The sequence below is a fragment of the Lysobacter lycopersici genome (assembly GCF_007556775.1).
Lineage (GTDB): Bacteria > Pseudomonadota > Gammaproteobacteria > Xanthomonadales > Xanthomonadaceae > Pseudoluteimonas > Pseudoluteimonas lycopersici.
Genome location: NZ_CP041742.1, coordinates 333,548 through 359,159, shown reverse-complemented (window position 1 = coordinate 359,159; position 25,612 = coordinate 333,548). Strand labels below are relative to the sequence as shown.

Genomic DNA, 25,612 nt, shown 5'->3' with positions numbered 1-25,612 from the left:
CACTCAGGCGATGCCCCCGAGCAGCCGCTGCGCTTCGGCACGGGCTTCGGCATCGCCGCCGTCGGCTACTTCCTGCAGCAGGCTGCGGGCGGTCGCGAGGTCGCCCATGTCGAGGTAGGCGCGCGCCAGTTCGAGGCGTTCGCGGCCGGCGGGCGCGGTGTTCAAGGGCACGATGGTGTCGGCCTGCGGCGCCTGCCAGACCGGCTTCGCCGGCGCCGCGGGCGATGGCGCGGGCGTCGGTTTCGCCGCTATGGATTCGTCGCGCGTCCAGGCCGGCGTCGCGGCTTCGGTTTTCGGTTCCGGTTTCGTTTCCGGCTTGCCCGGCACCGCCGCGGCCAGCCTTGCGCTGTCGAAGCGCGAAGGCAACGGCGAGGCGGGCGCGCGGCGACGGCGCAGGAACCACCATCCCGCGATGAGCGCCAGCGCCGGCACCAGCAGCCACGGCCACCACATCGGGTTGTCGGCCTTCTGCGCGGGCGATGCCGGTTCCTGCGCGGTGCGCGCCTCGCGTGCCTTGGACAGGTCCTGCTGTGCACCCGCGAGCGCACTGTCCTTCATGCTGATCAGCTGCTGCTGGTCCTTCTGTAGCTTCTCCAGTTCGGCCACGCGCGTCTTCAGCTCCGCCACTTCGGCATCGCGCGCCGACAGCGTTTCCTTGGTCTGTTGCAGTTCCTGTTGCAGCATCTCATCACCCTCGCCCCCGGCCTCGATGCCGGAACGTGTTCCCGCGCGCTTCGCATCGGACGACGACGGCGGCGCGATTTCCAGGCGTGCGCCTGCGGTCCGCGATGCCGTCGCGTGCGCTTCGCGCGCTTCGCCTGCCGCAGCCACCGCCGATCCGGTGGCCTCCGGCTGCGGTTGCGCACGCACCGCCCGCAATCCGCGCCAGCGTTGCACCTGTTGCTGCACGATGGCCGCCGCCTGCTGGCGGTCGATCGCGTCGAATTCGCCGGCATCGGGCACGCGCAGCACCGCGCCCGCCTTCACCAGGTTGACGTTGCCGTCGATGAAGGCATCCGGATTCGCGCGCAGCAGCGCGAGCATGGTCTGTTCGAGGCTGCGACCACTGCCGAGATCTGCGGCGATCCGGCCCAGGGTGTCGCCGCGCTGCACGGACACCGATCCGCCCGCGTTCGACACGCTCGCGGTGACCGGCGCAGGCGCGGGTGCCGACGGCGCGACCGGTGCACTCGGCGGAACCGCGTTCGTCGGGTTCGCTTCCGGCGCAGGCGTCGGTGCCGGGGCTGGCGTTTGCGCAACCGGCGCAGGCTGCGTTTCAGCCAGTGGCGTGCGTTCGACCGTGTCTGCCGGCGCCGGCGTCGGCATCTGCAGCGGTTCGGGCGCGGGCGCGGCCACGCTCTGCGGCGCATCGACCAGCGCGGAGTATTCGCGCACGAGGCGACCGGAACCCCAGTCGACCTCGAGCAGGAAGACCAGCTCCGGCTGCTGCACCGGCTGCTGCGTGGTGACGCGGATCAGCGGCCGGCCGGCCGCGTCCTGGTCGAAGGAGAAATCGAGGTCGGCGACCAGTCCTTCCGGCGGCGCGAGGCCGACGCGGGCGAAGGTCTCGGGCGAAGCCAGTTGCGCCTGCAGGCCCTGCAGTTCCTCGGGGTCGCTGCTGATGATCGGGATTTCCGCGACCAGGGGCTGTCCCGGCTTCGACTTCATCACGATCTGTCCGAGGCCGAGCGCGAACGCGGGCAGCGACGCGCACAACAGCAGCGCCGCGGCGAGCAGCGGAACGATCCTGCGAACGAACGATGGTCGGCGGCTCACGAATCCCCCTCGGTTCCCGGACGACTCTAGCGGCCCGCGGCGGCGATCCGCAACGGCCACGGATTCACGCGCGCTCCGCGGCCACGAGTTCGGCGATCTGCACCGCGTTCAGCGCCGCGCCCTTGCGGATGTTGTCGGACACCACCCATAGGTTGAGCGCGCGCGGGTGCGAAAGATCGTCGCGGATGCGGCCGACGTAGACCGGATCCGTGCCCGAGGCATGCGTCACCGGGGTCGGATAACCGCCCGGCGCGTGTTCGTCCACCACTTCCACGCCCGGAGCCTTCTCCAGCAGCGCGCGCGCAGCCCTGGCGTCGAGCTTGTCGCGGGTCTCGATGTTCACCGCCTCGGAATGACCGTAGAACACCGGCACCCGGACCACGGTCGCGTTCACCCGGATCGCGTCGTCGCCGAGGATCTTCTTCGTTTCCCACACCAGCTTCATTTCCTCGCTGGTGTAGCCGTTGTCGTTGAAGTCGCCGCCGTGCGGGATCACGTTGAACGCGATCTGCACCGGATACACCTCGGGCTCGGCGGCGTGGAAGTTGAGCAACGCGGCGGTCTGCTTGCCGAGTTCCTCCAGCGCCTTGCGCCCGGTACCCGACACCGACTGGTAGGTGGCGATGTTGATGCGCTCGATGCCGGCGGCGTCGTGGATGGGCTTGAGCGCGACCATCAGCTGCATGGTCGAACAGTTGGGGTTGGCGATGATGCCGCGCGGGCGGTTCCTCGCTTCCTGCGGATTGACCTCACTCACCACCAGCGGCACGTCGTCGTCGTAGCGGAATGTCGAGGAATTGTCGATCACCACCGCACCGGCGGCGGCGAACTTCGGCGCGTACTGCTTCGAAATCGAACCGCCGGCCGAGAACAGCGCGATATCGACGCCGGCCGGATCGAAGGTCGCGAGATCGCGCACCATCACTTCGTCGTTGCCGAACTGCACGTAATCGCCGGCCGAACGTTCGCTGGCCAGCGCGACCAGTTCGCCGACCGGGAACTTGCGTTCGGCCAGCACCGCCAGCATGGCTTCGCCGACTGCGCCGGTGGCGCCCACGACCGCGACCTTGTATTGCTTGCTCATGCTTGCTTCGATCCGATTCTTGCTTTTGTGGGAGCGGCTTACAGCCGCGACAGTTTTTTCGCCTAAATCGATCGCGGCTGTAAGCCGCTCCTACAACATCATCCTGGTTTTCCCGGCGGAATCCGCGGCGAGACCTCGCCGACTTCGCCGCACTGGGCGCGATGCCGCAAAGCCTGGTCCATCAGCACCAGCGCCAGCATCGCCTCGCAGATCGGCGTGGCGCGGATGCCGACGCAGGGGTCGTGGCGACCTGTGACGACGATTTCGACTTCGTTGCCGTCGACATCGAGGCCACGTACCGGCAGGCGCAGGCTCGAGGTCGGCTTGAACGCCACCGACACGACGATGCGCTGGCCGCTGGAAATGCCGCCGAGGATGCCGCCGGCGTGGTTGGAGAGGAAACCTCCGCGCGTCGCTTCGTCGCGGTGTTCGCTGCCCTTCTGCGCAACGCTGGCGAAACCGTCGCCGATTTCCACGCCCTTGACCGCGTTGATCGACATCATCGCCGCGGCGAGTTCGGCGTCGAGCTTGCCGTAGACCGGTTCGCCCCAGCCCGGCGGCACGCCGTCGGCGACGACGACGATGCGCGCGCCGACCGAATCGCCGGATTTGCGCAGCGCGTCCATGAAGCTTTCGAGTTCCGATACCTGCCCCGCATCGGGCCAGAAGAACGGATTGGTTTCGATCGCGGCGACATCGAATGTGCGTGGCAGCACGTCGCCGATCTGGGCGAGATGGCCGCGCACGCTGACGCCGTATTTCTCCGCCAGCCATTTCTTCGCGATCACCGCCGCGGACACGCGCATCGTGGTTTCGCGCGCCGACGAACGCCCGCCACCGCGCGGATCGCGGGCGCCATATTTCTGCCAGTAGGTGTAATCCGCATGGCCGGGGCGGAACTGCGCGGCGATGTTCGCGTAATCCTTGCTGCGCGCGTCGGTGTTGCGGATCAGCAGCGCGATCGGCGTGCCGGTGGTTTTCCCTTCGTACACGCCGCTGAGGATTTCGACTTCGTCGGCTTCGTGCCGCGCCGAGGTGTGGCGGGTGCGGCCGGTCGCGCGCCGCGCGAGGTCGTGGGCGAAATCTTCCGGCGAAATCGCGATGCCGGGCGGGCAGCCGTCGATCACGCAACCGATGGCCGGGCCGTGCGATTCGCCGAAGGTGGTGACGCGCAGCAGCTGGCCGAAGGTGTTCAAACGTTGGTCAAAACAGGCTCGCCGACGATTCTTCGTCCGCGGCCGGCACCGCTGCCTTCGCCGCCGCCGGCGCGCGCAGGTCCGCGAGCTGGCGGATGCGCGCGTGCTGGGCGACGAGGTCGTGGCGCTCGACCACGAACACACCCATCTGCCCGACCTTGAACTCCACCCACATCAGCGGCAGTTCCGGCAGCAGCCGCGCCAGCGCTTCCTCGGCTTCGCCGACTTCGCAGATCAGCAGGCCGTCGTCGGTGAGGTGCAAGGGCGCATCGCGCAGGATGCGCAGCACGATGTCGAGGCCGTCGTCGCCGGCGCGCAGGCCGAGCTCGGGTTCGTAGGAATACTCGCGCGGCAGCGTATCGGTCTCGTCGTTGGTGACGTAGGGCGGATTGCTGACGATCAGGTCGTAGTGCTCGCCCTGCAGCCCGGCGAACAGGTCGGACTGGACGAAACGCACGTTGCGCACGTGCAGGCGCTGTTCGTTTTCGCGCGCCAGTTGCAGCGCCATGTCGCTGACGTCGGCGCCGTCGACGTGCCAGTCCGGGTTGTGGTGCGCCATCGCGATGGCGATGCAACCCGAGCCGGTGCACAGGTCCAGCGCGCGGCGCACTTCGCGGCCGCCGAGCCAGGGCTCGAAGCCGGATTCGATCAGTTCGGCGATGGGCGAACGCGGCACCAGCGCGCGCGCATCGGACTTGAAGCTGAGCCCGGCGAACCAGGTTTCGCCGCAGAGATAGGCGGCCGGGATGCGTTCCTCGATGCGACGCAGGAACAGCGCCAGCACGTCTTCCTTCTCCGCTTCGGTGATGCGCGCGTTGCCGTAGGCCGGCGGCAGGTCGTGCGGCAGGTGCAGCGCGTGCAGGGTGAGCTGGGTCGCTTCGTCCAGCGCGTTGTCGTAGCTGTGGCCGAAGGTCAGGCCCGCCGCGTTGAAACGGCTGGCGCCGTAGCGGATCAGGTCGATGATCGTCTGCAGTTCCTGGGACATGCTCCGGCCCGGTCGCCGCGGAAGGCGCGGCAGGCGGCGAATTATAGCGGCGGCGCGGCTATCATGGCCGAACTTCAAGTCCGTTCTGAAGTCGGGGATCCGATGTCCAAGCGCCTGCCCTTCCTCCTTGCCGGCCTCGCCATGCTGGTCATGCTGGCCACGATCGCCCTGCGCTGGCACCGCGCCGCGCCCGCCGATGCCCCGGCGCTGCAGGTCGTCAGCCTGTTCCCGCAGCCGCGGGTGCTGCCCGAGTTCAACCTGCGCCAGTCCGACGGCACCGCGCTGGTCCCGGGCGAGCTCAAGGGCCACTGGACCCTGGTGTTCCTCGGTTTCACCCATTGTCCGGACGTCTGCCCGACCACGCTGGCGCAGATGGCGCAAGCGCAGAAGCAGTGGCGCAGCCTGCCCGACAGCACCCGGCCGCGCCTGCTGTTCGTGTCGGTCGACCCGGACCGCGACACGCCCGACGGCATCGGCGAGTACGCGCACGGCTTCGACCCCGATACCCTTGCCGCCACCGCCGACGTGCCTGCGCTGGAAGCCTTCGCGAAATCGCTGTCGCTGGTGTTCGCCAAGGTGCCGGCGCCCGAGGGTGTGCCCGCCGACCAGTACAGCGTCGACCATTCGGCCGCGATCGCGGTTCTCGACCCACAGGCGCGCATGGCCGGGGTGATCCAGCCGCCGCTGGAACCGCAGGCGATCGCGAAGGACATGGCGGCGTTGACCGGGATGCCGTCGCGTTGAGTCCGCTGACCGCACTGACGTACGTATTGCCGCATCGCGCGTTGTCGTCGCTGGCACGGAAACTCGCGTACTCGTCGAGCCCGGCGATTTCGCAACGATTGATCGACACGGTGGTCGCGAAATTCGGCGTGGATCTGTCCGAAGCCGCGGAATCCGATCCACGGGCGTATCCCACGTTCAACGCCTTCTTCACCCGCGCGCTCAAGCCCGGCGCGCGCATGCCCGATCCCGACCCGCGCGCATTGCTGATGCCTGCCGACGGCCGCATCAGCCAGTGCGGCAACATCGAGGATGGCCGCATTTTCCAGGCGAAAGGCCAATCGTTCACCGCCGCGGAACTGCTCGGCGACGAAGCCGCGGCGGAACCGTTCGCCAACGGCCTGTTCGCCACCGTCTACCTCTCGCCGCGCGACTACCACCGCGTGCACATGCCGTGGACCGGAACCCTGCGCGAAACCGTGCACGTGCCGGGACGATTGTTTTCCGTCGGCACCGATGCTGTCGCGTCGGTACCGCGCCTGTTCGCGCGCAACGAACGCGTGGCCTGCCATTTCGATACCGACTTCGGCCCGATGTGCGTGGTGATGGTCGGCGCGTTGCTCGTGTCCGGCGTGGAAACGGTCTGGGGCGGCATCGAGATCCCGCCCTACGGCGGCCCGGTGACGACGAAGGACTACCGCGGGCGCGGCATCGTGCTGGAACGCTTCGCGGAGATGGCGCGCTTCAACTACGGCAGCACCGCCATCGTGCTGCTGCCGCCGGGCGTGGCGGAACTCGCGCCGCAATTGGTGGCGGAAATGCCGGTGAAGTTGGGGCAGCGACTCGCGAAGCTTTTGTAGGAGCGGGTAAACAGCCATTCGGCTGTTGAAAACCCAGCCGCGACGGGGTTGCGACGATAACGATGTCGCGACTTCCGTCGCTCCTACAAGAGCAGGTTCAATTCCTGCACCCTTCCAGCTTCAACTTCTGCCCCGGCCGCACCATGTAGCGCGGCGGCTTGATGCCGTTCGCCTTCGCCAGCTCGCGCATGTCGCACTGGTACTGCTGCGCGACCTGGGTCAGGGTCTCGCCGCGGCGAACCGTATGGGTTTTCGCCTTCGCCGGTTTCGGCTTCGCCGCCGTCGGCTTGCCGGTGGCGATCGTGGTCGGCACGCCGTTCGAGTCCGGGCCCGGCACCGGCGCGATGTCGCCGACCTGCACCACCGCGGTGCGCGCATCGCTGGCCATCAACTGGCGCGCGAGGTCGGCGCGTTCGCCTTGCACGCAATAACGGCCGTACAGGCCCGCGATGCGGGTGGTGACGGTGAGCATCGTTCCAGCGGGCAACGGCGCGTTCACGTCGTAGCGCGGGTTGAGGTTGCGCAGCGCGCGCAGGTAGCCGTCGTTGTAGCGCGCGTTGCCGAGGCAGATGCCGAGCTCGTTGAGCGAGGTCGGGCGCTGCAGGCGCATCGACGAAGGATTCGACGACACGCGCGGCCAGCGCAAACCATATTCGCGCGGATGCAGGTAAAGCCACGCCGCGGCGATGACCATCGGCACGTAGTCGCGGGTTTCGGCCGGGAACTGGTCGTACACGTCCGAATCCCAGAAGCTGCGCCCGCCGCTGGACTGGAACACGCGCAGCGCGCGGCCCTCGCCGCCGTTGTACGCGGCCAGCGACAGTTCGATGCTGTTGTTCAATTCGAGGTAACGTTGCTGCAGGTAGCTCGCCGCCGCCTGCGCCGCCGAACGCGGGTCGTAGCGCGTATCGAAGCCGCTGCCGTCGTTGCCGAGGCCGTAGGTGCGGCCGGTCGAGGGCATGAATTGCAGCGGGCCCGCGGCGCCGGCGCGCGATACCGCGTGCACCTTGCCGTTGGATTCCTTGGCCATGATCCCGAACAGCAGCGCTTCCGGCAGCCCGGCGCGCTGGAACGCAGGCGCCATCTGCGGTTTCAGGTATTCGAAGTTCTCGTAGCTCGCGAGCAGCGCCGGGCGCATGTCGGTGAGCCAGCGGCGGATGCCGGCCTGCACCGCGGGATTGAACTGCACGCGCTGCACGAAGCGACGGTTGTCCGCGTCGAGCAATGCGTCCGCGTTGGCATTCGCGGGCACGCCGTTGCCGGTGACGTCGACCGGATCGAGGTCGTCGTCCTCGTCGTCCATGTCGTCGGCGACCGGGCGTTCGAGCAGGCGCTTGTAGGTGGCGAGGATCGCCTGCAGGTCGCAGCCGCGGGTGCGGCCGCAGTCCGACACCACCGATTCCATCTGCTTCAGCGCGGCGTCGGCGCGCGGTTTCGCGCCCTCGTCGCCGGCGTCGGCGTCGTCCAGCGCTTGCGTGTACTGCGTTTCCGCCTGCGCCATGCGCTGGTTCAGCGCTTCCACCCGGCTGTTGTCGCGGGCTAGCGCGGGAATGGCGAACGATGCGGCAAGCAGCAGGCACGCCACGACGTGCGCGGGGCGATGGGACGGAATCGGCATGGGCATGGAGGAAATGCGGGGAATGAACGCAGGGTAGCCGCCCCGCGCGAAGCGCCGCAACCCGCTCGCCGCAGTGTGACGCGGCGCATAGAATCGCCTTCCCGCCCAAGGAAGCCGCAGCACATGGACCCCATCCTCGTCGGCAAGGCCGTCACCACTCCGGACAGCGGACAGGTGTTCCTGCTGCCGAAGTACGGCAACCGCCACGGCCTCGTCGCCGGCGCCACCGGTACCGGCAAGACGGTCACGCTGATGACGCTGGCCGAAGGCTTCTCGCGGCTCGGCGTGCCGGTGTTCATGGCCGACGTGAAGGGCGACGTCGCCGGGCTCGCGGTCGCGGGCACGAGCAGCGACAAACTGCAACAGCGCGTCGCCGAGATCGGCGTGAAGGATTACCGCAACGAGGAGAACCCGGTCATCTTCTGGGACCTGTACGGCAAGCTCGGGCACCCGGTGCGCGGCACCGTGAGCGAGATCGGCCCGACCCTGCTCGGACGCATCCTCGAACTCAACGACACCCAGGAAGGCGTGCTGGAAATCGTGTTCAAGCTGGCCGACGACAACGGCTGGCTGCTGCTCGACCTCGAGGACCTGCGCGCGCTGCTCAACTACGTGAGCGAGAATCGCAAGGACATTTCCGGGAAATACGGGCTGGTCAGCACCCAGTCGATCGGCGCGATCCAGCGCGCATTGCTGCAGATCGAACAACAGGGCGGCGATGCGTTCTTCGCCGAACCGGCGCTGGAACTGTCGGACATCATGCGCACGACGCAGGACGGGCGCGGCGTGATCTCCATCCTCGCCGCCGACCAGTTGATCCTCAAGCCGCGGCTATATTCCAGCTTCCTGCTGTGGCTGCTGTCGGAGCTGTTCGAAACCCTGCCGGAAGTCGGCGACCTCGACAAACCGAAGCTGGTGTTCGTGTTCGACGAGGCGCACCTGCTGTTCGACGACGCGCCGCCGGCGCTGCAGCAGCGCATCGAGCAGGTCGTGCGCCTGATCCGCTCCAAGGGCGTGGGCGTGTATTTCTGCTCGCAATTCCCCGACGACGTGCCCGACAACGTGCTCGGCCAGCTCGGCAATCGCGTGCAGCACGCGTTGCGCGCGTTCACCCCGCGCGACCAGAAGGCGGTGAAGACCGCGGCCGAGACTTTCGTCGCGAACCCGAGCCTGGATGTGGCGAAGGCCATCGGCCAGCTCGGCGTGGGCGAGGCGCTGGTATCGATGCTGCTCGACAAGGGCGTGCCGATGCCGGTGGAAAAAACCCTTGTCGCGCCGCCGCGTTGCCGCATGGGCGCGATCACCGAGGCCGAACGCGCGCAGGTGCGCGCCGGCAGTCCGGTCGGCGCGAAGTACGACAAGACCATCGACCGCGAATCCGCCGCGGAGAAACTCAGTGCGCGCCACGGCACCGGAGACGCGAGTGCGCAGGCTCCGGCGACGAATGCCGGCAATGCCCGCGCTACCTCGCCCCAGCAACAGGACGAAGGCGGCGGCATCGGCGGCGCGGTCAAGGACGCACTGTTCGGCACCAAGCGCCGCCAGGGCATGATCGAGACCATGGCCAAGCAGACCGCGCGCACCGTCGGTTCGCAGGTCGGCCGGCAGATCTTGCGCGGCGTGCTCGGCAGCATCTTCGGTGGGCGCAAGTAAACGGCGGATCGACACATGGGCCGTCGATTCCGGGTCGTCGCGATCTTCATGGTCACCGTACTGGCAACCGCATGGCCGGCGCATGCGCAAGAGGTCGTCAGTTCCCAACGCTGGCCGGATCAACGACAGCATCTGCTCGCCGGCCATTACATCGGACAGGTTCGCGACTCTGATCGCGAAAATCAGCCCTGCGAATACCTGGATGCCGACCTTGATCTGCGCTTTTCGCGTAGGGACGACGAAATCGAACGCACCTATTTGTTGGTACTGAAATGTCCGGAAGACCCGGCCATGAATCGGAAGCTGGAAAGTACGTGGTGGGACGATGTCATCGCCGGCGACTGCCTGATTTTGCAGCCGGAGCTGGGGCCGAATCCCGAGCACCCGTGGAACGAAGGAAAACTGTTCGGATTCCGCATCGAGGATGATGCCAGTGCCCTGTACCAGGATGGCGGCAGCTGCGAGGCCGCGGATGAGCGCGATGCAAACGTCGGACTGAGGCGAGTTCCCTTTCCTTTCGATGCCGGGAGCGGGAATCGCTGATGTCGCGCTGGCGTCCGCCTGGCGAGAAAAGCACCGCACTGATCACGCGTGCAGGCCATGACCGCCTGAAGGCAGAACTCGACGACTTGTGGCGCGTGAAACGCCCGGAAGTGGTGAAGGCGCTGGCCGCCGCTGCGGCCGAGGGCGACCGTTCCGAGAACGCGGAATACACCTACCGCAAGAAACAGCTCGGTGAAATCGACCGCCGCGTGCGCTACCTGTCGAAGCGGCTCCAAGCCCTGCGCGTGGTCGACGACGCGCCGACGGACCGCGAAGCGGTGTTCTTCGGCGCCGAGGTCGAGGTGGAGAACGTCGCCAACGGCGAAATCGCGACCTACCGCATCGTCGGCCCGGACGAGACCGATGCGCAGCGCGGCTGGATCAGCATCGACGCCCCGCTCGCCCGCGCGATGCTGAAGAAGCGCGTGGACGACGAATTCGAGGCGCAACTTCCCGGCGGCGCGGTGCGCTTCGCGATCGTCGGCGTGCGCTACGCAGGCGGGTGACGACGCAGCCCGTCGACATCGGGTGTACCGCGCTCGGTCTCATCGTCATCCATGCATTCGCGCGCGGCCTTCGCCAGCGCGATGTAGCGACCGCGGAACGCATCGAGCTCGTTTTCCTCGAGTTCCTCCAGGTCCAGCAGCGCGTTGTGCGCGCCGCGCGTCGCCCGGATCAGCTCGTCCAGCTTGAGCTGGATCGCCTCGGTGTCGCGGTTCTGCGAGTTCTGGATCAGGAACACCATCAGGAAGGTGACGATGGTGGTGCCGGTGTTGATCACCAGTTGCCAGGTATCGCTGTAATGGAAGATCGGACCGGTGACGATCCAGGCCAGCACCACCAGCAGCGCGAGCGCGAAGCACAACGGCCGGCCGGTGAAGCGCGAGGCCCACTTGGCCATGCGGGTGAAGAGGCTGGCGGCGGACATGCGCACGTTCCCGTTCGGAAATGCGCGGAGTATGCGCCCGCGATCAGGCGTTGTATTCCACTTCGCCGTACAGGTCGTGCTCGTCGCTGCCCATGACCCGCACGAACGCGAAATCGCCAGGCTTCAAGCCGGCTTCCCGCCCGTCCTGCACCTGCACCAGGCCGTCGATCTCCGGCGCATCCGCCATCGAACGCGCAATGGCGAGTTCGCCGTCGATGGCATCGACGATCACCTGCTGCACCGTGCCGACTTTCGCAGCCAATCGTGCTTCGCTGATCGCGGCCTGCTTTTCCATGAAGCGCGCGAGGCGTTCCTGCTTCACGCCTTCATCGACGGGATCGGGAAGATCGTTCGCCTTCGCGCCCTCCACCGGCGAATAGGCGAAGGCGCCGACGCGGTCGAGCTGCGCTTCGTCGAGGAAATCCAGCAGTTCCTCGAATTCGGCTTCGGTTTCGCCGGGGAAACCGACGATGAAGGTAGAACGGATTGTCAATTCGGGACAAATGCCGCGCCAACGCTGGATGCGTTCCAGCGTCTTGTCGACCGCGCCGGGGCGCTTCATCAGCTTCAGCACGCGCGGGCTGGCGTGCTGGAACGGGATATCGAGGTACGGCAGCAATTTCCCTTCCGCCATCAGCGGGATGATGTCGTCCACGTGCGGGTACGGATAGACGTAGTGCAGCCGCGTCCACGCGCCGAGTTCGGACAGGCCTTCGCACAACGCCTTCATGCGGGTTTGATACGACTTCTCGCGCCAGGTGCGTTCGGCGTATTTCACGTCGACGCCGTAGGCGCTGGTGTCCTGCGACACGACCAGCAGTTCCTTCACCCCGCCGCGTACCAGTTTCTCGGCCTCGCGCAGCACGTCGTCGACCGGGCGCGAAACGAGGTCGCCACGCATCGACGGGATGATGCAGAAGCTGCAGCGGTGGTTGCAGCCCTCGGAAATCTTCAGGTAGGCGTAATGCTTCGGCGTGAGCTTGAGGCCGTAATCCGGGACGAGATCCACGAACGGATCGTGCTTCGGTGGCAAGGCGACGTGCACCGCCTCCATCACGCTCGCGTAATCCTGCGGGCCGCTGATCGAGAGCACGTCCGGATACGCCTCGCGGATCACCTCGCTGCGCTTGCCGAGGCAGCCGGTGACGATGACCTTGCCGTTCTCGGCCATGGCCTCGCCGATGGCGTCCAGCGATTCGGCCACGGCACTGTCGATGAAGCCGCAGGTGTTGACCACGACCACGTCGGCATCGTCGTAGCTCTGCACCAGGTCGTAACCCTCGACCCGCAACTGGGTGAGGATGCGCTCGGAATCGACCAGCGCCTTGGGGCAGCCGAGGCTGACGAATCCGACTTTCGGGCTGTCGAGGGACATGGCTGCGGCCGGTTTCGCGGCTTTTTACGGGTTGCGCATTATAGTCGGGGCCGGGATCGACCCACGCCGCGAGGAGACGACGCATGGGCCGCGACATCATCATCGATACGCCCGCAGGCAAGACCGATGCCTGGCGCGCCGACCCCGAAGGCGCACCGCTGGGCGCGCTGGTCGTGGTGCAGGAGATCTTCGGGGTGAACGCGCACATGCGCAGCGTCGCCGACCGCTTCGCCGCCAAGGGCTACATCGCGGTCGCGCCGGCGCTGTTCGACCCGGCCGAACGCAACATCGAGCTCGGCTACGACGACGCCGGCATGCGGCGCGGCATCGAACTGCGCGCGGAAGTCGGCACGGATCGCGCCATTGCCATCGTCGGTGCGGCCGCGAAGCTGTTGCAGGACGAAGGCCACAAGGTCGGCGTGGTCGGATACTGCTGGGGCGGCACCCTCGCCTTCCTCGCCAACACCCGTTTCGGCCTGCCGGCGGTCGCCTATTACGGCGGGCGGGTGGTGGATTTCCTCGGCGAACCGCTGCGCGCGCCGATGCTGTTCCACTTCGGCGCCGACGATGCCGGCATCCCCCCGGAATCGATCGCGAAAATCCGCCTGGCGTATCCGCAGGCGCCGGTGCACGTGTATCCGGGCGCGGGCCATGCGTTCAACCGCGACATCGATCCCTCGCACTACCACGCCGACAGCGCGGCGCTGGCGCTGCGCCGCACGCTGGACTTCTTCGCCGCCGCGCTCGGATGAGGATTCCGCCATGAGCCGCCACGCGCCGCCCGCCCGCTACGAACTGCACCCGCAACTGGCCGCGGAGACGCATCCGCTGGGAACGCTGGGCCTGTGCGAACTGCGGCTGATGGACGACGCGAACTATCCGTGGCTGGTACTGGTGCCGCGCGTGGCCGAGGCGCGCGAACTGGTCGACCTCGACGCCGCGCAACGCCACCAGCTCACCGACGAGATCGACCTCGCCGCGTGCCTGTTGCGCGATGCGTTCCGCCCGCACAAGCTCAACGTCGCCGCGCTCGGCAACATCGTGCCGCAACTGCACGTGCACGTGATCGCGCGCGAGGAAAACGACCCCGCCTGGCCCGCGCCGGTATGGGGACGCGTGGCCGCGCGGCCGTATCCGCCGGAAACGCTGGTCGAACGCGTGCGACTGTTGCGGGACCGGCTGCCCAAGTGAACATGCGCTGGTGCGCGATGCGGCTGGGCGAAGATGCCCTGCTGCTTCGCCTCGGCGACGGCATCGACGCCGATACCAACGCACGCGTGCACGCGCTGGCCGCGCGCATCGACGCGGCGCGGCCGCCGTGGCTGCGCGACCTCGTCCCTGCCTACGCCAGCCTCGCGCTGTTCGTCGACGCATCCGCATGCGACGGCGACGATCCGCTGGCGGATGCGGAAGCATGGTTGCACGCATTGCCGCCGGACGATGGCGATCCGGCATCGTCGCAAGGCGCGTTGCACGAAGTCCCGGTGCGCTACGGCGGCGAACACGGCCCCGACCTCGATGCGGTGGCCGAACACGCGGGATTGTCGCCCCGGCAAGTGATCGAACTCCACGCGGACGGTGAATACCGCGTCGCGATGCTCGGCTTCGCGCCCGGGTTCCCCTACCTGCTCGGCCTCGACCCGGCGCTGTCGATGCCGCGCCTGGCAACGCCGCGCACGCGGGTCGAAGCCGGCAGCGTCGGCATCGGTGGCGAACAGGCCGGGATCTATCCGCGCCCCGGCCCTGGCGGCTGGCGCATCATCGGCCGCACCGAGGTCGTGCTGTTCGATCCGGCGCGCGATCCGCCATCGCTGCTCGCGCCCGGCGACCGCCTGCGCTTCGTTCCGACCGGGAAACTGCCGTGAGCATCGAAGTGCTCGCACCGGGCCTGCTCACCACGGTGCAGGGCCGTGGGCGCGAAGGTTTCCGGCATCTCGGGGTCGGTTTCGGCGGCGCGCTCGATCCGGACGCGCAGGCCATCGCCAACCTGCTGGTCGGCAATGCGGTTTCCGCGGCGACGCTGGAAATCGCCCTCGCCGGCCCGACCCTGCGCTTCGAACGCGCGACCCGCATCGCGTTGTGCGGCGCGAACTTCGATGCCGACATCGACGGCGAAACGTTTCCGGGCTGGCGTCGCGCCGACCTGCCCGGAGGCAGCGTGCTGCGCATCGGCGGTTGCCGCCAAGGTGCGCGCGCGTGGCTCGCGGTTTCGGGTGGCATCCGCGTTGCCGACATCCTCGGCAGCGCGAGTACCGATCTGCGCGGCGGTTTCGGCGGCGTCGAAGGGCGCGCGCTGCGCGCTGGCGACCGCCTGCACGTGGAACCATTCGCCGAAACCGTCGAACGCGTGCGCATCGCGCCGTGGTGGATCGATCCGCTGGCGCTGGACCCGGATCCGTCGTCGTCGATCCGCGTGCTGCCCGGCAGCGACGCGACCGATCCCGCTGATGGCCTGTTCGCGAATGCATGGACCATCGCGCCGGCCAGCGACCGCCAGGGTTTGCGATTGACCGGAACGCCGCTCGCGCTGCGCGATGCGCGCGAATACGTTTCCGAGCCCATCGTTCCCGGCACGCTGCAATTGCCGCCGGGCGGGCAACCCATCGTGCTGCTGGCCGACGCGCAGACCCACGGCGGTTATCCACGCATCGGCCACGCGATCCGCGCCGACCGCGGCCGCCTCGCCCAGTTGCGCGCCGGCGACGCGATCCGCTTCGCGCCATGCACGCCCGCCGAGGCGCTGGCGGCGAGCCGCGAACGTGCGCACACGCTGGCGCGGATCGCGCTGGCCGTCGCGGGACGAATCGGCGTTGCGCCCCCGTCTGCGAGCGCCTAGTCTCGACGCTTTCCCCCACGGAGAGCCGTCGCCATGCGCCAGAAGCACACCGTCCGTGTCCTCGCCCTCACCGCCTGCGTCGCCGCCGCGCTCGCCGGCTGCAAGCAGAACGCCACCGCACCCGCTTCGGGCGAAGCGCCGGCCGCGACTGCCGCCGCGAACGACGACGCCGCGCTCGACAAGGCCGTGGACGCCTTCATCGATGGCTACTTCCAGCACAACCCGGTGTTCGCCGCCAGCGCCGGCAAGCACGAATACGACGGCAAGCTGCCGGATTACAGCCCCGAGGGCCTGAAGGCCACCACCGACTGGCTGCACGCGCAGCGCGACGCCTTCGCGAAGTTCGGCGACGACAAGCTCGACGAGCAGGGCCGCTTCCGCCGCGACTACGCGCTGGCGGTGATCGACGGGAATCTCTTCTGGCTCGAGGATTCCGGCTTCGCCTGGAAGAACCCGGCGTTCTACACCGGCGACCTGTCGCCGAGCATGTACCTCACCCGCCCGTACGCGCCGCTCGCGACGCGCATGGACGCGTTCATCCGCTACCAGGAGGCGCTGCCCAAGGCGGTCGAACAGATCAAGGCCAATTTCAAGCTGCCGCTGCCGGCGTCCTACATCGACCTCGGCGTCAATTCCTTCGGCGGTTACGCCAGCTTCTTCGAAAGCGACGTGCCGAAGATCTTCGCCGAAGTGAAGGACGACGCGCTGCAGGCACGGCTGAAGGCGAGCAACGCGGCCGCGATCAAGGCCACGCAGGACATGGCCGACTGGCTGAAGGCGCAGAAGCCGCAGGCGACGCAGGACTTCGCGCTGGGCGCGGAGAAGTTCGCGAAGATGCTGCACGCGACCGAACGCGTGGACATCCCGCTCGACCAGTTGAAGGCCGCGGGCGAAGCCGACCTTGCGCGCAACCTCGCCGCGATGAAGGCGGCCTGCGGCCAGTTCGCACCCGGCAAGACGCTGCAACAGTGCGTGGAGAAGGAAGCCGCCGACAAGCCGCAGGGCGGCGCGGTGGAAGGCGCGCGTGCGCAACTCGCAGGCCTGCGCCAGTTCATCGTCGACAAGGACCTCGTCACCATTCCCGGCCCCGAGCAGGCAAAGGTGGAAGAAGCACCGCCGTTCAACCGCTGGAACTTCGCCTATATCGAGATTCCCGGCCCGTACGAGAAGAACCTGCCGTCGGTCTATTACATCGCCCCGCCCGACCCGACCTGGCCCAAGGCCGAGCAGGACGCCTACGTGCCCGGCAAGTCGGTGCTGCTGTTCACTTCCGCGCATGAAGTGTGGCCGGGCCACTTCCTGCAATTCCTGCATTCGAACCGCGCCGGATGGAAGTTCGGGCAGTTGTTCGTCGGTTACGCCTTCGCCGAAGGCTGGGCGCATTACTGCGAGGAAATGATGTTCGACGCCGGCCTCGACGGCGCGACGCCGGAAACGCACATCGGCCAGTTGAGCGAGGCGTTGCTGCGCGACGTGCGCTTCCTCTCCGCCATCGGCATGCACACCGGCGGCATGACCATGGCGCAGTCGGAAAAGATGTTCCGCGAACAAGGCCTGCAGGATCCGGGCAATGCGCGCCAGCAGGCCGCGCGCGGCACCTACGATCCGGCCTACCTCAACTACACGCTCGGGAAGCTGATGATCATGCAGCTGCGCGAGGACTGGACCAAGGACAAGGGCGGGCGCAAGGCGTGGAAGCAGTTCCACGACCAGTTCCTCAGCTACGGCGGTCCGCCGATCCCGCTGGTGCGCGCGCAGATGCTCGGCGGCGCGCCGGAAGCGAAGCTGTGGACCGCGCCTGCGCCCGCAGCGAGCGAAACGCCGCCGGCGCCTTCGAGCATGGCGACGCCGGCCTCGAGCGGGGGCTGAGGCTTCGCGTTGCCGTCGCTGGATTTCAACTGCGACCTCGGCGAAGGCTGCGGCCAGGACGCAGCCATCGTCTCGCACATCAGTTCGGCCAGCATCGCCTGCGGCGCGCACGCAGGCGATGCCGCGACGATGCGCGAATTGGTTGCGCTCTGCCTCGCGCACGGCGTCGCGATCGGCGCGCATCCCTCGTTCGAGGACCGCGAACATTTCGGCCGGCGCGAGCTCGCGCTTGCACCCGCCGAGATCCACGCGCTGGTCGCGCGGCAAATCACGCTCATGGCGAATGCATGCGTCGAGGCCGGTGCGCGCCTGCACCACGTCAAGCCGCACGGCGCGCTGTACAACCTCGCCGCGCGCGACCGCGATGTCGCCGCGGCCATCGCCGAAGCGGTGCGCGAATCCGATCCGGCCTTGGTGTTGTACGGACTCGCGAATTCGGAACTCACTACGGCTGGTGAAGCCGCGGGCTTGCGGGTTGCGCACGAAGCCTTCGCCGAACGTGCCTACGACGCCGACGGCCGCCTCGCCCCGCGCGGCACGCCGGGCGCGGTGATCGAAAGTTTCGACAATGCGCTCGCACAGGTCCGTGGTTTCGTCCGCGACGGGGTCGTGGTTGCCCGCGACGGCACGCGCGTGCCGATCCGCGCCGACACCCTGTGCCTGCACGGCGACCGCAGCGATGCCGCGGAGTTCGCGCGCGGCCTGCGCGCGGCGCTCGAAGCCGAAAGCGTGTCGATCCGCGCACCGGGACGCGACGCATGAACGAGGTGTTGATCAACTATTGGCCACTGCTCGGCATCGCCGTCGTGGTCGTCGGCTTCGTGCTGCGGCTGAACCCGATCGCGGTCGTGGTCGGCGCCGGGCTGACCAGCGGCCTGCTCGCGGGCAAGCCGCTGGGCGAACTGCTGGCCTTGCTCGGCGAGTCCTTCGTTTCGAATCGCGCGCTGATGCTGTTCGTGCTGACGTTGCCGACCATCGGCCTGCTCGAACGCGCCGGCCTGCGCGAGCACATGCACGCGTGGATCCTGCACATGCAGCGCATGACCTTCGCGCGCCTGCTCATCGGCTACCTCGGCCTGCGCCAGCTGCTGAGCATGGTCGGCCTGACCAATGCCGGCGGCCACGCGCAGACCGTGCGTCCCCTGCTCGCACCGATGAGCGAGGCCGCGGCCGAAAAGGAGACGGGGCCACTGACGCACGAACAACGCCAGCGCGTGCTGGCGCTGGACGCCGCCACCGACAACGTCGGCCTGTTCTTCGGCGAGGACGTGTTCGTCGCCGTCGGCGCGGTGCTGCTGATCCAGGGCTTCTACGCGCAGAACGGCATCGTGCTCGAACCGCTGCACATCGCGCTGTGGGCGCTGCCCACCGCGGTCGCCGCATTCGCCATCCACACGCTGCGCATCATGCTGTTCGCGCGGCGCCTGCGCCGGGAACGCAGCGATGCTTGAGCTCGCGCCGTTCTACTGGCTGCTGGCGCTGCTGCTCGCGGCCGCGGCCTGGCGCAACGCGCGCGAACGGCGTTTCGCGCAGGCCTGTTTCTGGGCGGTGCTGGCGTTGCTGTTCGCCGGCGGCGACTGGATCCTCGCCGCGCGCAAGGCCGGGAATCCTTTTCCCGCGCAACTCGCCGGCGTCGGCGTGGTCGCGCTCGCGCTGCTGTCGTTGCGCATGCGCCGGATGCACATCGCCGAAGCGCCGCGCGAACAGCGCCTCGCTTCCGCGCAACGACTCGGCCATCGGCTGCTGTGGCCGGCGCTGCTGATCCCGCTGGTCACGTTGCTGGTGGTGATGTTCGGGCCGAAGCTCGCGTTCGGTACGACGAAATTCCTCGGCGAAGGCAGCCCGACCCTGGTCGGCCTCGGCCTCGCCTGCGTGGTCGCCGCGCTCGCCGCGCTGCGCGTCACCCGCGAAATGCCCGCGATGGCTTTCGTCGAAAACCGGCGCCTGCTCGACACGCTCGGCTGGGCCGCATTGCTGCCGATCGTGCTGGCGACGCTGGGCGGCGTGTTCGCTGCGAGTGGCGTCGGCGAATCGGTCGCCTCGCTGGTCTCGATGGTCATTCCCACCGACAGCCGCATCGCATGCCTGCTCGCCTACGCGCTGGGCATGGTGCTGTTCACCATGATCATGGGCAACGCTTTCGCCGCGTTCCCGGTGATGACCGCCGGCATCGGCTTGCCCTTGCTGATCCAGCGGCACGGCGCCGACCCGGCGATCCTCGGTTCGCTCGGCATGCTCACCGGTTACTGCGGCACGCTGCTCACGCCGATGGCCGCGAACTTCAACCTCGTGCCGGCCGCGCTGCTGGAACTCGACGATCCCAACGGCGTGATTCGCGCGCAATGGGCCACCGCCGTGCCGCTGCTCGCGGTCAACATCGCGCTGATGGCGCTGCTGGTGTTCCGGTGAAGCGCGCGACCGTGCGGCCAACGCTGTTGCTCACCGGTTTCGACCCGTTCGACGGGGCGAAGTCGAACCCGAGCTGGGACGCCGCGTCCGCGCTCGACGGCCGCATCGTCGGCGGGCATCGCATCGTCGCGCGGCAGTTGCCGACCGAGTTCGATGCCTCGCTACGCGCATTGCGCGCCGCGATCCGCGAAACCGCACCGTCGCTCGTGGTGTGCCTCGGACTCGCCGGCGGGCGCAAGGAATTGTCGCTGGAACGCGTCGCGATCAACATCGACGACGCACGCATTCCCGACAATGCCGGCGCGCAACCGGTCGATGCGAAGATCGCTGCGCGCGGACCCGCCGCGTATTTCTCGACCCTGCCGATCAAGGCGATGCTCGCCGCGCTGCGGAAGCACGGCATTCCCGCGCAGGTGTCGCAGACCGCCGGCACCTATGTCTGCAACCACGTGTTCTACGGGCTGATGCACGCATTGCGGAACAAGCGCGACGTGCGCGGCGGTTTCATCCACGTTCCGAACGCCGGTCGCGGCGGCATGCCGCTGGAGGACATCGCCGAAGGCCTGCGCATCGCCTTGCGCGTCGCGGCGACCACTAACGAAGATGCGCGCATCGCCGCCGGCGCCGAAGACTGAAACAGGAAGGAACCCCGCGATGACCCGCACCTTGTTGCTCGCCCTGCTGCTCGCCGTCGCCGTTCCCGCGCATGCCGGCTTGTTCGGCAAGTCACCCGAGCAGGCCGCCACCGAAGCCGAGCGCGAACAGTTGCCGGCGGTCACGATCTGGGTCGATGCGACCTGGGGTTTCCGCAAGAGCGGCGCGGCCAACGACCTCAGCGCCGCGCACAAGGCCTTCTACGCACACGGCTACCACGTGGTCGGCGTGCAGCCCTACATCGAGAACGGCGATTTGCAGGGCTTTTTCGTGACCTACGAGAAGCGTTGAGGCGAAATCAATTCCCCTCTCCTGCCCTTCGGGCATCCTCTCCCACCAAGGGGAGAGGAAAAAGCATCAGGTCTTCGGCAGCGTGACGCCCGTCTGCCCCTGGTACTTGCCGCCGCGGTCCTTGTACGAGGTTTCGCACACATCATCGGCATCGGCCTGGAAGAACAGCATCTGCGCCACGCCTTCGTTGGCATAGATGCGCGCCGGCAGCGGCGTGGTGTTGCTGAATTCCAGGGTCACATGGCCTTCCCACTCCGGCTCCAGCGGCGTGACGTTCACGATGACCCCGCAGCGCGCGTAGGTGCTCTTGCCGAGGCAGACAACGAGCGTGTCGCGCGGGATGCGGAAGTACTCGACCGTGCGCGCCAGCGCGAAGGAATTCGGCGGGATAATGCACTCGTCCGCGACCACGTCGACGAAGCTCTTCGGGTCGAAGTGCTTGGGATCGACGATGGTCGAGTTGATGTTGGTGAACACCTTGAACTCGCGCGAGCAGCGCACGTCGTAGCCGTAGCTGGACGTGCCGTAGCTGACGATGCGGCTGCCGTCGACCCCGCCGTTATCGGCGAACCGGACCTGACCGGGCTCGAACGGCTCCAGCATGCCGTGTTGTTCGGCCATGCGGCGGATCCAGCGGTCGCTCTTGATGCTCATGCGGTGTTCCCGGAAATGATGCCGATATTGTAGGGCGGGCCTTGGCCCGCCACAGACATCCGCGGCTCGATGATGGCGGGTCGAGACCCGCCCTACCGCAGGGACAGGTCGATCCCGGCCGGTGCGCGCGGACGCTTCTCCAGCTCCTCGACGACCCGGACCGCCAACGCCCGCCATTGCACCGCCAGCGGCGAATCCGGCTGCGCGGCGACGATGGGTATTCCCGCATCGCCCTGTTCGCGGATCGATGCGTCCAGCGGCAGGCTGCCGAGCAATGGCACGCCGTATTGCGCAGCCATGCGTTCGCCACCGCCTTCGCCGAACACGTGTTCGGCGTGGCCGCAGTTCGAGCACACGTGCACCGCCATGTTTTCCACCAGCCCGAGCACGGCGATGCCGAGCTTCTCGAACATCTTCAGCGCCTTGCGCGCGTCGAGGGTGGCGATGTCCTGCGGCGTGGTCACGATCACCGCGCCCGCGACCGGGATTTTCTGCGCCATGGTCAGCTGGATGTCGCCCGTCCCCGGCGGCAGGTCGACGACGAGGTAATCGAGCGCCTCCCAGCGGGTTTCGCCCAGCAACTGGGTCAGCGCCGAGGTCGCCATCGGCCCGCGCCAGATCATCGGCGTGTCCTGGTCGACGAGCAGGCCGATCGACATCGCCTGCAGCCCGTGCGTGCGCATCGGCTCGATGGTCTTGCCGTCCGGGCTGTCGGGGCGGCCGGACAGGCCCAGCATCATCGGTACGCTGGGGCCGTAGATGTCGGCGTCGAGCACGCCCACCGAGGCGCCTTCGGCCGCCAGCGCCAGCGCCAGGTTCACCGCGACCGTGGACTTGCCCACCCCGCCCTTGCCGGAGCCGACCGCGATGATGTTGCGTACCTGCGGCAAGGGCCTGAGTTCGCCCTGAGGCGCGCGGGCAGGAACCGATCTCGACATGCGCTGAGACACCACTGTATTCAGGGATGGAGGGGTCACTATGCCCTTAGTCATGGGCCATGACACCACAGTTAAACTCATGTTAACTTCGGGTTGTCCGAGGGCAAAGCTCCACGGCAATTTGAGTCAAGTGTTCGCTGCCGGGAACCCGGCATCCCAACATTCCAATAGGGGATAGACATGTCTGCAAAGCGTTTCCGGATGGAGCCTAGCCGCCTGAGCGCGGCCCTGGTTGCCGCCCTCGTCATGCCGCTCGCCGGCACCGCGTTCGCACAGGACGCAACCACCACCGATCAAGCCACGACGACCGAGAAGAAGGCCGAGACCCTCGACAAGGTCATCGTCACCGGTTCGCTGATCCCGCAGACCTCGCTTGAAACCGCCAAGCCGGTCCTGGTGATCTCTGCCGAGGACCTGAAGACCCGCGGCTACACCAACGTCCAGGACGCGCTGCACCAGAGCTCGTTCTCGACCGGTGCCGTGCAGGGCAACCAGACCTCCGCCTCCTTTACCCAAGGTGCGGAGACCAACAGCTTGTTCGGCTTGAATCCTGGCTACACCAAGTACCTGATCGACGGTCGCCCGATGGCGAACTACCCGGCGCTGTACAACGGCACCGATGTGTTCAACAACATCAGCGGCATCCCGATCGACCTGGTCGAACGCATCGAGATCCTGCCGGGCGGCCAGTCCTCGCTGTACGGCTCCGACGCCCTCGCCGGCGTGGTCAACATCATCCTCAAGAAGAACATGGATGGCTCGGTTGTCAGCGCGCGTATCGGCGATTACGACGAAGGCGGCGGCGAAAGCCGGCGCATCAGCGCCGCGACCGATTTCGGCAGCGACGATGGCCGCTTCCACATGCTGCTGGGCGGTCAGTTCGAGCATACCGACCCGATCTGGGGCTATCAGCGCGACCTGACCAAGCAGTACAACACCGAAGGTTACAGCGCACCGGTCTCGGGCCGCGATGTGCTGGTCTATGCTCCGTACAATCCCGCGAGCACGTCTTACTACTTCCTGGATCCGAACGATTGCGCCGGCGTATCCAGCGGCTTCGGTGGCACGGAAGGCGTGCAGTACCGCCCAGGCCGTAACGAGCCTTACTGCGGTTCGCTCTTCAGCCCCGGCTACCGGACCATCAAGAACGGTGGCGAGAGCACGCAGGTCTATACCCATGCCACCTTCGACGTGAACGACAACCTGCAGTTGTACGGAGACCTCCTGTACAGCCAGGAGTCGACCCGTTACCACGTGGGCTCGGGTTTCACCTGGTGGGGCAGCAGCAGCGAGTTCTCCAGCACCTCCGGTGTGTATTTCGATCCGAACCTGGGCAACTTCATGGCGTTGCAGCGCGGCTTCATGCCCGAGGACATGGGCGGCTACGAGCGCTCGATGAGCCGCGATGACAGCAGTTCGTACGCGCTGACCCTGGGCGCGAACGGCACCTTCGGTGGTTCGAACTGGGATTACGACGTCGGTTTCACCCGCACCGAGTACAAGCTGACTGAGAACCAATGGGCGCGGCTCAAGGACCCGATCAACAACTGGTTCAACAGCCATATCCTCGGCCCGCAGCAGGGCACCTATTACGGCTATCCGGTCTTCACCCCGGACTACGCTGCGTTCTACCAGCTGCTCACGCCCGCCGACATGAACAGCTTCACCGACTACACCCATTCGCACAGCAAGACCTACGACAACATGCTGCGCGCGCAGGTGACGAACAGTTCGCTGTTCAGCCTCCCGGGTGGCGATGCGGGTATCGCGCTGGCAGTGGAGACCGGCACGCAAGGCTGGACCTACAGCCCCGATGCGCGCCTCGTTCCGGATCCGGTGACGCTGGAATCGGAAATTTGGGGCACCACCGCGATCAGCGGCAATGGTTCGCGCAGCCGCTATGCCGTCCTCGGCGAACTGCGCCTGCCGGTGTTCTCGATGCTGACCGCCAACCTCTCGGCTCGCTATGACAGCTACAAAGTGTCTGGCGAGAAGGTTTCGAAGCCGACCTACAACGTCGGCCTGGAATTCCGTCCGATCGAAAGCCTGCTGTTCCGCGGCCAGTACGGCACAGCGTTCAAGGTCCCGACCCTCGGCGACCAATTCCAGGGCCTGAGCGGCTTCTACAGCAGCACCAACGACTACCTGTACTGCCACTCGCAGAACCCCGCCTACGGCGTCGACAACTTCGACGACTGCACCTCGGATCCGACCCTGCTTCCGCAAAATACGCAGCCGCAGTACTTCGGCACCACCTCGGGCAACCCCGAGCTGGAGCCGATCACCGCCAAGGTGTGGAGCTACGGCGTGGTGTGGGCGCCAACGGCCAAGTTCTCTATCGCCCTCGATTACCACCACTGGAACATCGAGAACGAGGTCGCACAGCAAAGCGTCGACCAGATCATGCGCGACGACCTGAACTGCACCTCGGTGGCCGATGGCGGTACTGGCACGCTGGATCCCAACTCGGGCACCTGCCAGGCCGTGTTCAACCAGGTCGTGCGTAACGGCGCCGGTGCACTCCAGTCGATCTACGTCGGCAAGATCAATGTCGCCCGCGAAGAACTGAACGCCTTGACCTTGGACGTGAATTACGACCAGAGCATCGGCAACGCAGGCGATCTATCGTTCAAGACCTCGTGGACGAAGAACCTGAAGCACGAGCAGCAGACGTATCCGACCGACCCGGTGATCGACCTACTCAATAGCGGCTACAACAACCGCGACCCGATCTGGCGCGGCAATGCCTCGCTGGGCTGGAGCAAGGGCGATTGGGTCACCACGCTGTATGCGAACATCATCGGCCCGACCCCGAACTACACCTCGTGGACTACGTCTGCCTGCCAGACGAGCCGGTGCGAGGAAAGTGGTTCGTACACGACGTTCAACGCCAGCGTGAACTGGCAGGCCACTTCGGACTTGGGCCTCTCGTTCATCGTCACCAACCTGGCCAACAAGATGCCCGACATGGACGTGCAGAACTATCCGGGCACGAGCGGCGCGCCCTTCAACGATGCGTTCGACCCGTACGGCCGCGCGTACTACCTCGAAGCCCGTTGGAACTTCGGCAAGAAGGACTGATTGCCGTTGTTCCATCCTTGAGTCGTCTGAAGCCCCGCCGCAAGGCGGGGCTTTTTTATTGCCCGGGCCATCAACTTCTTCTCGACCCCATCGCTGGCTGAACCCGCCGGCCACCGTGATTCCATACCCATCCGAATGC

General features: G+C 67.2%; 24 protein-coding genes and 1 pseudogene. 16 read left to right on the top strand and 9 right to left on the bottom strand.

The features are described 5' to 3' along the window. Positions 1-3: 3 nt before the first annotated feature. The 4 genes and pseudogenes from FNZ56_RS01905 to prmB form a co-directional block, all read right to left on the bottom strand. Positions 4-1,776 (bottom strand): FimV/HubP family polar landmark protein, encoded by a 1,773-nt coding sequence (locus tag FNZ56_RS01905; protein WP_143878230.1) that lies wholly within the window; start codon positions 1,774-1,776, stop codon positions 4-6. 64 nt (positions 1,777-1,840) lie between these two features. Further along, complete coding sequence (locus tag FNZ56_RS01900; protein WP_143878229.1) at positions 1,841-2,860, bottom strand: aspartate-semialdehyde dehydrogenase; 1,020 nt, start codon at positions 2,858-2,860, stop codon at positions 1,841-1,843. A gap of 98 nt (positions 2,861-2,958) precedes the next feature. Then, positions 2,959-4,056 carry a chorismate synthase gene (gene aroC / locus FNZ56_RS01895; protein ID WP_143878228.1) on the bottom strand — a complete coding sequence of 366 codons (1,098 nt, stop codon included), beginning with the start codon at positions 4,054-4,056 and terminating at the stop codon, positions 2,959-2,961. 73 nt (positions 4,057-4,129) lie between these two features. Then, positions 4,130-5,041: pseudogene (prmB, locus tag FNZ56_RS01890) on the bottom strand (50S ribosomal protein L3 N(5)-glutamine methyltransferase); the annotation flags it as partial. Between the two features lie 102 nt (positions 5,042-5,143). Between prmB and FNZ56_RS01885 the strand changes: the two are divergent. Together FNZ56_RS01885 and asd are read left to right on the top strand one after the other, a co-directional pair. Beyond that, positions 5,144-5,785 carry an SCO family protein gene (locus tag FNZ56_RS01885; protein ID WP_143878226.1) on the top strand — a complete coding sequence of 214 codons (642 nt, stop codon included), beginning with the start codon at positions 5,144-5,146 and terminating at the stop codon, positions 5,783-5,785. Then, on the top strand, positions 5,782-6,624 hold the full coding sequence (asd, locus tag FNZ56_RS01880; protein ID WP_143878225.1) for an archaetidylserine decarboxylase: 843 nt from the start codon (positions 5,782-5,784) through the stop codon (positions 6,622-6,624). Before FNZ56_RS01885 ends, asd begins: the two co-directional genes overlap by 4 nt. A gap of 97 nt (positions 6,625-6,721) precedes the next feature. On the opposite strand, the gene FNZ56_RS01875 is transcribed toward asd, so the two are convergent. Further along, the gene (locus tag FNZ56_RS01875; RefSeq protein ID WP_143878224.1) at positions 6,722-8,248 is read right to left on the bottom strand and encodes a lytic transglycosylase domain-containing protein; all 1,527 of its coding nucleotides are present in this window, start codon (positions 8,246-8,248) and stop codon (positions 6,722-6,724) included. A gap of 117 nt (positions 8,249-8,365) precedes the next feature. Between FNZ56_RS01875 and FNZ56_RS01870 the strand changes: the two genes are divergently transcribed. The 3 genes from FNZ56_RS01870 to greB are packed head-to-tail and all read left to right on the top strand — an operon-like array spanning position 8,366 to position 10,944. Continuing rightward, positions 8,366-9,895, top strand: coding sequence for a helicase HerA-like domain-containing protein (locus tag FNZ56_RS01870; protein ID WP_143878223.1), 1,530 nt, complete (start codon positions 8,366-8,368; stop codon positions 9,893-9,895). Positions 9,896-9,910: 15 nt separating this feature from the next. After that, a complete protein-coding gene (locus tag FNZ56_RS01865; RefSeq protein WP_143878222.1) occupies positions 9,911-10,438 on the top strand; it encodes a hypothetical protein in 528 nt (175 codons plus the stop codon). Continuing rightward, positions 10,438-10,944, top strand: a complete 507-nt coding sequence (greB, locus tag FNZ56_RS01860) for a transcription elongation factor GreB (protein WP_143878221.1) — start codon at positions 10,438-10,440, stop codon at positions 10,942-10,944. Before FNZ56_RS01865 ends, greB begins: the two co-directional genes overlap by 1 nt. Here greB and FNZ56_RS01855 read toward each other — a convergent pair. Next, positions 10,929-11,366, bottom strand: a complete 438-nt coding sequence (locus tag FNZ56_RS01855; protein WP_143878220.1) for a low affinity iron permease family protein — start codon at positions 11,364-11,366, stop codon at positions 10,929-10,931. The genes greB and FNZ56_RS01855 overlap by 16 nt on opposite strands. A gap of 43 nt (positions 11,367-11,409) precedes the next feature. Continuing rightward, a complete protein-coding gene (gene rimO, locus FNZ56_RS01850) occupies positions 11,410-12,741 on the bottom strand; it encodes a 30S ribosomal protein S12 methylthiotransferase RimO (protein ID WP_143878219.1) in 1,332 nt (443 codons plus the stop codon). An 83-nt stretch (positions 12,742-12,824) separates the two neighbouring features. On the opposite strand from rimO, the gene FNZ56_RS01845 reads away from it, so the two are divergent. From FNZ56_RS01845 to FNZ56_RS01800, 10 genes are read left to right on the top strand one after another with little or no spacing between them, the layout of a single operon-like run. Beyond that, a complete protein-coding gene (locus FNZ56_RS01845) occupies positions 12,825-13,493 on the top strand; it encodes a dienelactone hydrolase family protein (RefSeq protein WP_143878218.1) in 669 nt (222 codons plus the stop codon). Positions 13,494-13,503: 10 nt separating this feature from the next. After that, positions 13,504-13,932, top strand: a complete 429-nt coding sequence (locus FNZ56_RS01840) for an HIT domain-containing protein (RefSeq protein ID WP_143878217.1) — start codon at positions 13,504-13,506, stop codon at positions 13,930-13,932. A 2-nt stretch (positions 13,933-13,934) separates the two neighbouring features. After that, positions 13,935-14,606 (top strand): 5-oxoprolinase subunit PxpB, encoded by a 672-nt coding sequence (pxpB, locus tag FNZ56_RS01835; protein WP_221933325.1) that lies wholly within the window; start codon positions 13,935-13,937, stop codon positions 14,604-14,606. Beyond that, positions 14,603-15,577 carry a 5-oxoprolinase subunit C family protein gene (locus FNZ56_RS01830; RefSeq protein ID WP_221933312.1) on the top strand — a complete coding sequence of 325 codons (975 nt, stop codon included), beginning with the start codon at positions 14,603-14,605 and terminating at the stop codon, positions 15,575-15,577. The genes pxpB and FNZ56_RS01830 overlap by 4 nt, the downstream gene beginning before the upstream one ends. A gap of 33 nt (positions 15,578-15,610) precedes the next feature. Beyond that, positions 15,611-17,446, top strand: coding sequence for a DUF885 domain-containing protein (locus FNZ56_RS01825; RefSeq protein ID WP_143878216.1), 1,836 nt, complete (start codon positions 15,611-15,613; stop codon positions 17,444-17,446). 9 nt (positions 17,447-17,455) lie between these two features. Next, positions 17,456-18,208, top strand: coding sequence for a 5-oxoprolinase subunit PxpA (locus tag FNZ56_RS01820; RefSeq protein WP_143878215.1), 753 nt, complete (start codon positions 17,456-17,458; stop codon positions 18,206-18,208). Further along, complete coding sequence (locus tag FNZ56_RS01815) at positions 18,205-18,897, top strand: DUF969 domain-containing protein (protein WP_143878214.1); 693 nt, start codon at positions 18,205-18,207, stop codon at positions 18,895-18,897. Before FNZ56_RS01820 ends, FNZ56_RS01815 begins: the two co-directional genes overlap by 4 nt. Next, positions 18,890-19,855: a DUF979 domain-containing protein gene (locus FNZ56_RS01810; RefSeq protein WP_143878213.1), complete on the top strand. Its 966-nt coding sequence runs from the start codon at positions 18,890-18,892 to the stop codon at positions 19,853-19,855. Before FNZ56_RS01815 ends, FNZ56_RS01810 begins: the two co-directional genes overlap by 8 nt. Next, positions 19,852-20,490 carry a pyroglutamyl-peptidase I gene (gene pcp / locus FNZ56_RS01805; RefSeq protein WP_246064657.1) on the top strand — a complete coding sequence of 213 codons (639 nt, stop codon included), beginning with the start codon at positions 19,852-19,854 and terminating at the stop codon, positions 20,488-20,490. The genes FNZ56_RS01810 and pcp overlap by 4 nt, the downstream gene beginning before the upstream one ends. Positions 20,491-20,509: 19 nt before the next feature. Continuing rightward, a complete protein-coding gene (locus FNZ56_RS01800) occupies positions 20,510-20,800 on the top strand; it encodes a hypothetical protein (RefSeq protein ID WP_143878211.1) in 291 nt (96 codons plus the stop codon). A gap of 66 nt (positions 20,801-20,866) precedes the next feature. Here FNZ56_RS01800 and dcd read toward each other — a convergent pair whose 3' ends face one another. Further along, a complete protein-coding gene (gene dcd, locus FNZ56_RS01795) occupies positions 20,867-21,454 on the bottom strand; it encodes a dCTP deaminase (protein WP_143878210.1) in 588 nt (195 codons plus the stop codon). A gap of 92 nt (positions 21,455-21,546) precedes the next feature. Then, positions 21,547-22,392, bottom strand: coding sequence for an iron-sulfur cluster carrier protein ApbC (apbC, locus tag FNZ56_RS01790; protein ID WP_143878209.1), 846 nt, complete (start codon positions 22,390-22,392; stop codon positions 21,547-21,549). 180 nt (positions 22,393-22,572) lie between these two features. On the opposite strand from apbC, the gene FNZ56_RS01785 reads away from it, so the two are divergent. Continuing rightward, positions 22,573-25,473, top strand: a complete 2,901-nt coding sequence (locus tag FNZ56_RS01785; RefSeq protein ID WP_246064655.1) for a TonB-dependent receptor plug domain-containing protein — start codon at positions 22,573-22,575, stop codon at positions 25,471-25,473. The last annotated feature ends 139 nt before the right edge of the window (positions 25,474-25,612 follow it).

What these genes read in the sequence shown, in the direction of transcription:
- FNZ56_RS01900 (WP_143878229.1), bottom strand. Translation starts at nt 2,860, where the DNA reads ATGAGCAAGCAATACAAGGTCGCGGTCGTGGGCGCCACCGGCGCAGTC.
- FNZ56_RS01885 (WP_143878226.1), top strand. Translation starts at nt 5,144, where the DNA reads ATGTCCAAGCGCCTGCCCTTCCTCCTTGCCGGCCTCGCCATGCTGGTC.
- FNZ56_RS01875 (WP_143878224.1), bottom strand. Translation starts at nt 8,248, where the DNA reads ATGCCCATGCCGATTCCGTCCCATCGCCCCGCGCACGTCGTGGCGTGC.
- FNZ56_RS01870 (WP_143878223.1), top strand. Translation starts at nt 8,366, where the DNA reads ATGGACCCCATCCTCGTCGGCAAGGCCGTCACCACTCCGGACAGCGGA.
- FNZ56_RS01865 (WP_143878222.1), top strand. Translation starts at nt 9,911, where the DNA reads ATGGGCCGTCGATTCCGGGTCGTCGCGATCTTCATGGTCACCGTACTG.
- greB (WP_143878221.1), top strand. Translation starts at nt 10,438, where the DNA reads ATGTCGCGCTGGCGTCCGCCTGGCGAGAAAAGCACCGCACTGATCACG.
- FNZ56_RS01855 (WP_143878220.1), bottom strand. Translation starts at nt 11,366, where the DNA reads ATGTCCGCCGCCAGCCTCTTCACCCGCATGGCCAAGTGGGCCTCGCGC.
- rimO (WP_143878219.1), bottom strand. Translation starts at nt 12,741, where the DNA reads ATGTCCCTCGACAGCCCGAAAGTCGGATTCGTCAGCCTCGGCTGCCCC.
- FNZ56_RS01845 (WP_143878218.1), top strand. Translation starts at nt 12,825, where the DNA reads ATGGGCCGCGACATCATCATCGATACGCCCGCAGGCAAGACCGATGCC.
- FNZ56_RS01840 (WP_143878217.1), top strand. Translation starts at nt 13,504, where the DNA reads ATGAGCCGCCACGCGCCGCCCGCCCGCTACGAACTGCACCCGCAACTG.
- pxpB (WP_221933325.1), top strand. Translation starts at nt 13,935, where the DNA reads ATGCGCTGGTGCGCGATGCGGCTGGGCGAAGATGCCCTGCTGCTTCGC.
- FNZ56_RS01825 (WP_143878216.1), top strand. Translation starts at nt 15,611, where the DNA reads ATGCGCCAGAAGCACACCGTCCGTGTCCTCGCCCTCACCGCCTGCGTC.
- FNZ56_RS01815 (WP_143878214.1), top strand. Translation starts at nt 18,205, where the DNA reads ATGAACGAGGTGTTGATCAACTATTGGCCACTGCTCGGCATCGCCGTC.
- FNZ56_RS01810 (WP_143878213.1), top strand. Translation starts at nt 18,890, where the DNA reads ATGCTTGAGCTCGCGCCGTTCTACTGGCTGCTGGCGCTGCTGCTCGCG.
- FNZ56_RS01800 (WP_143878211.1), top strand. Translation starts at nt 20,510, where the DNA reads ATGACCCGCACCTTGTTGCTCGCCCTGCTGCTCGCCGTCGCCGTTCCC.
- dcd (WP_143878210.1), bottom strand. Translation starts at nt 21,454, where the DNA reads ATGAGCATCAAGAGCGACCGCTGGATCCGCCGCATGGCCGAACAACAC.
- apbC (WP_143878209.1), bottom strand. Translation starts at nt 22,392, where the DNA reads ATGTCGAGATCGGTTCCTGCCCGCGCGCCTCAGGGCGAACTCAGGCCC.
- FNZ56_RS01785 (WP_246064655.1), top strand. Translation starts at nt 22,573, where the DNA reads ATGTCTGCAAAGCGTTTCCGGATGGAGCCTAGCCGCCTGAGCGCGGCC.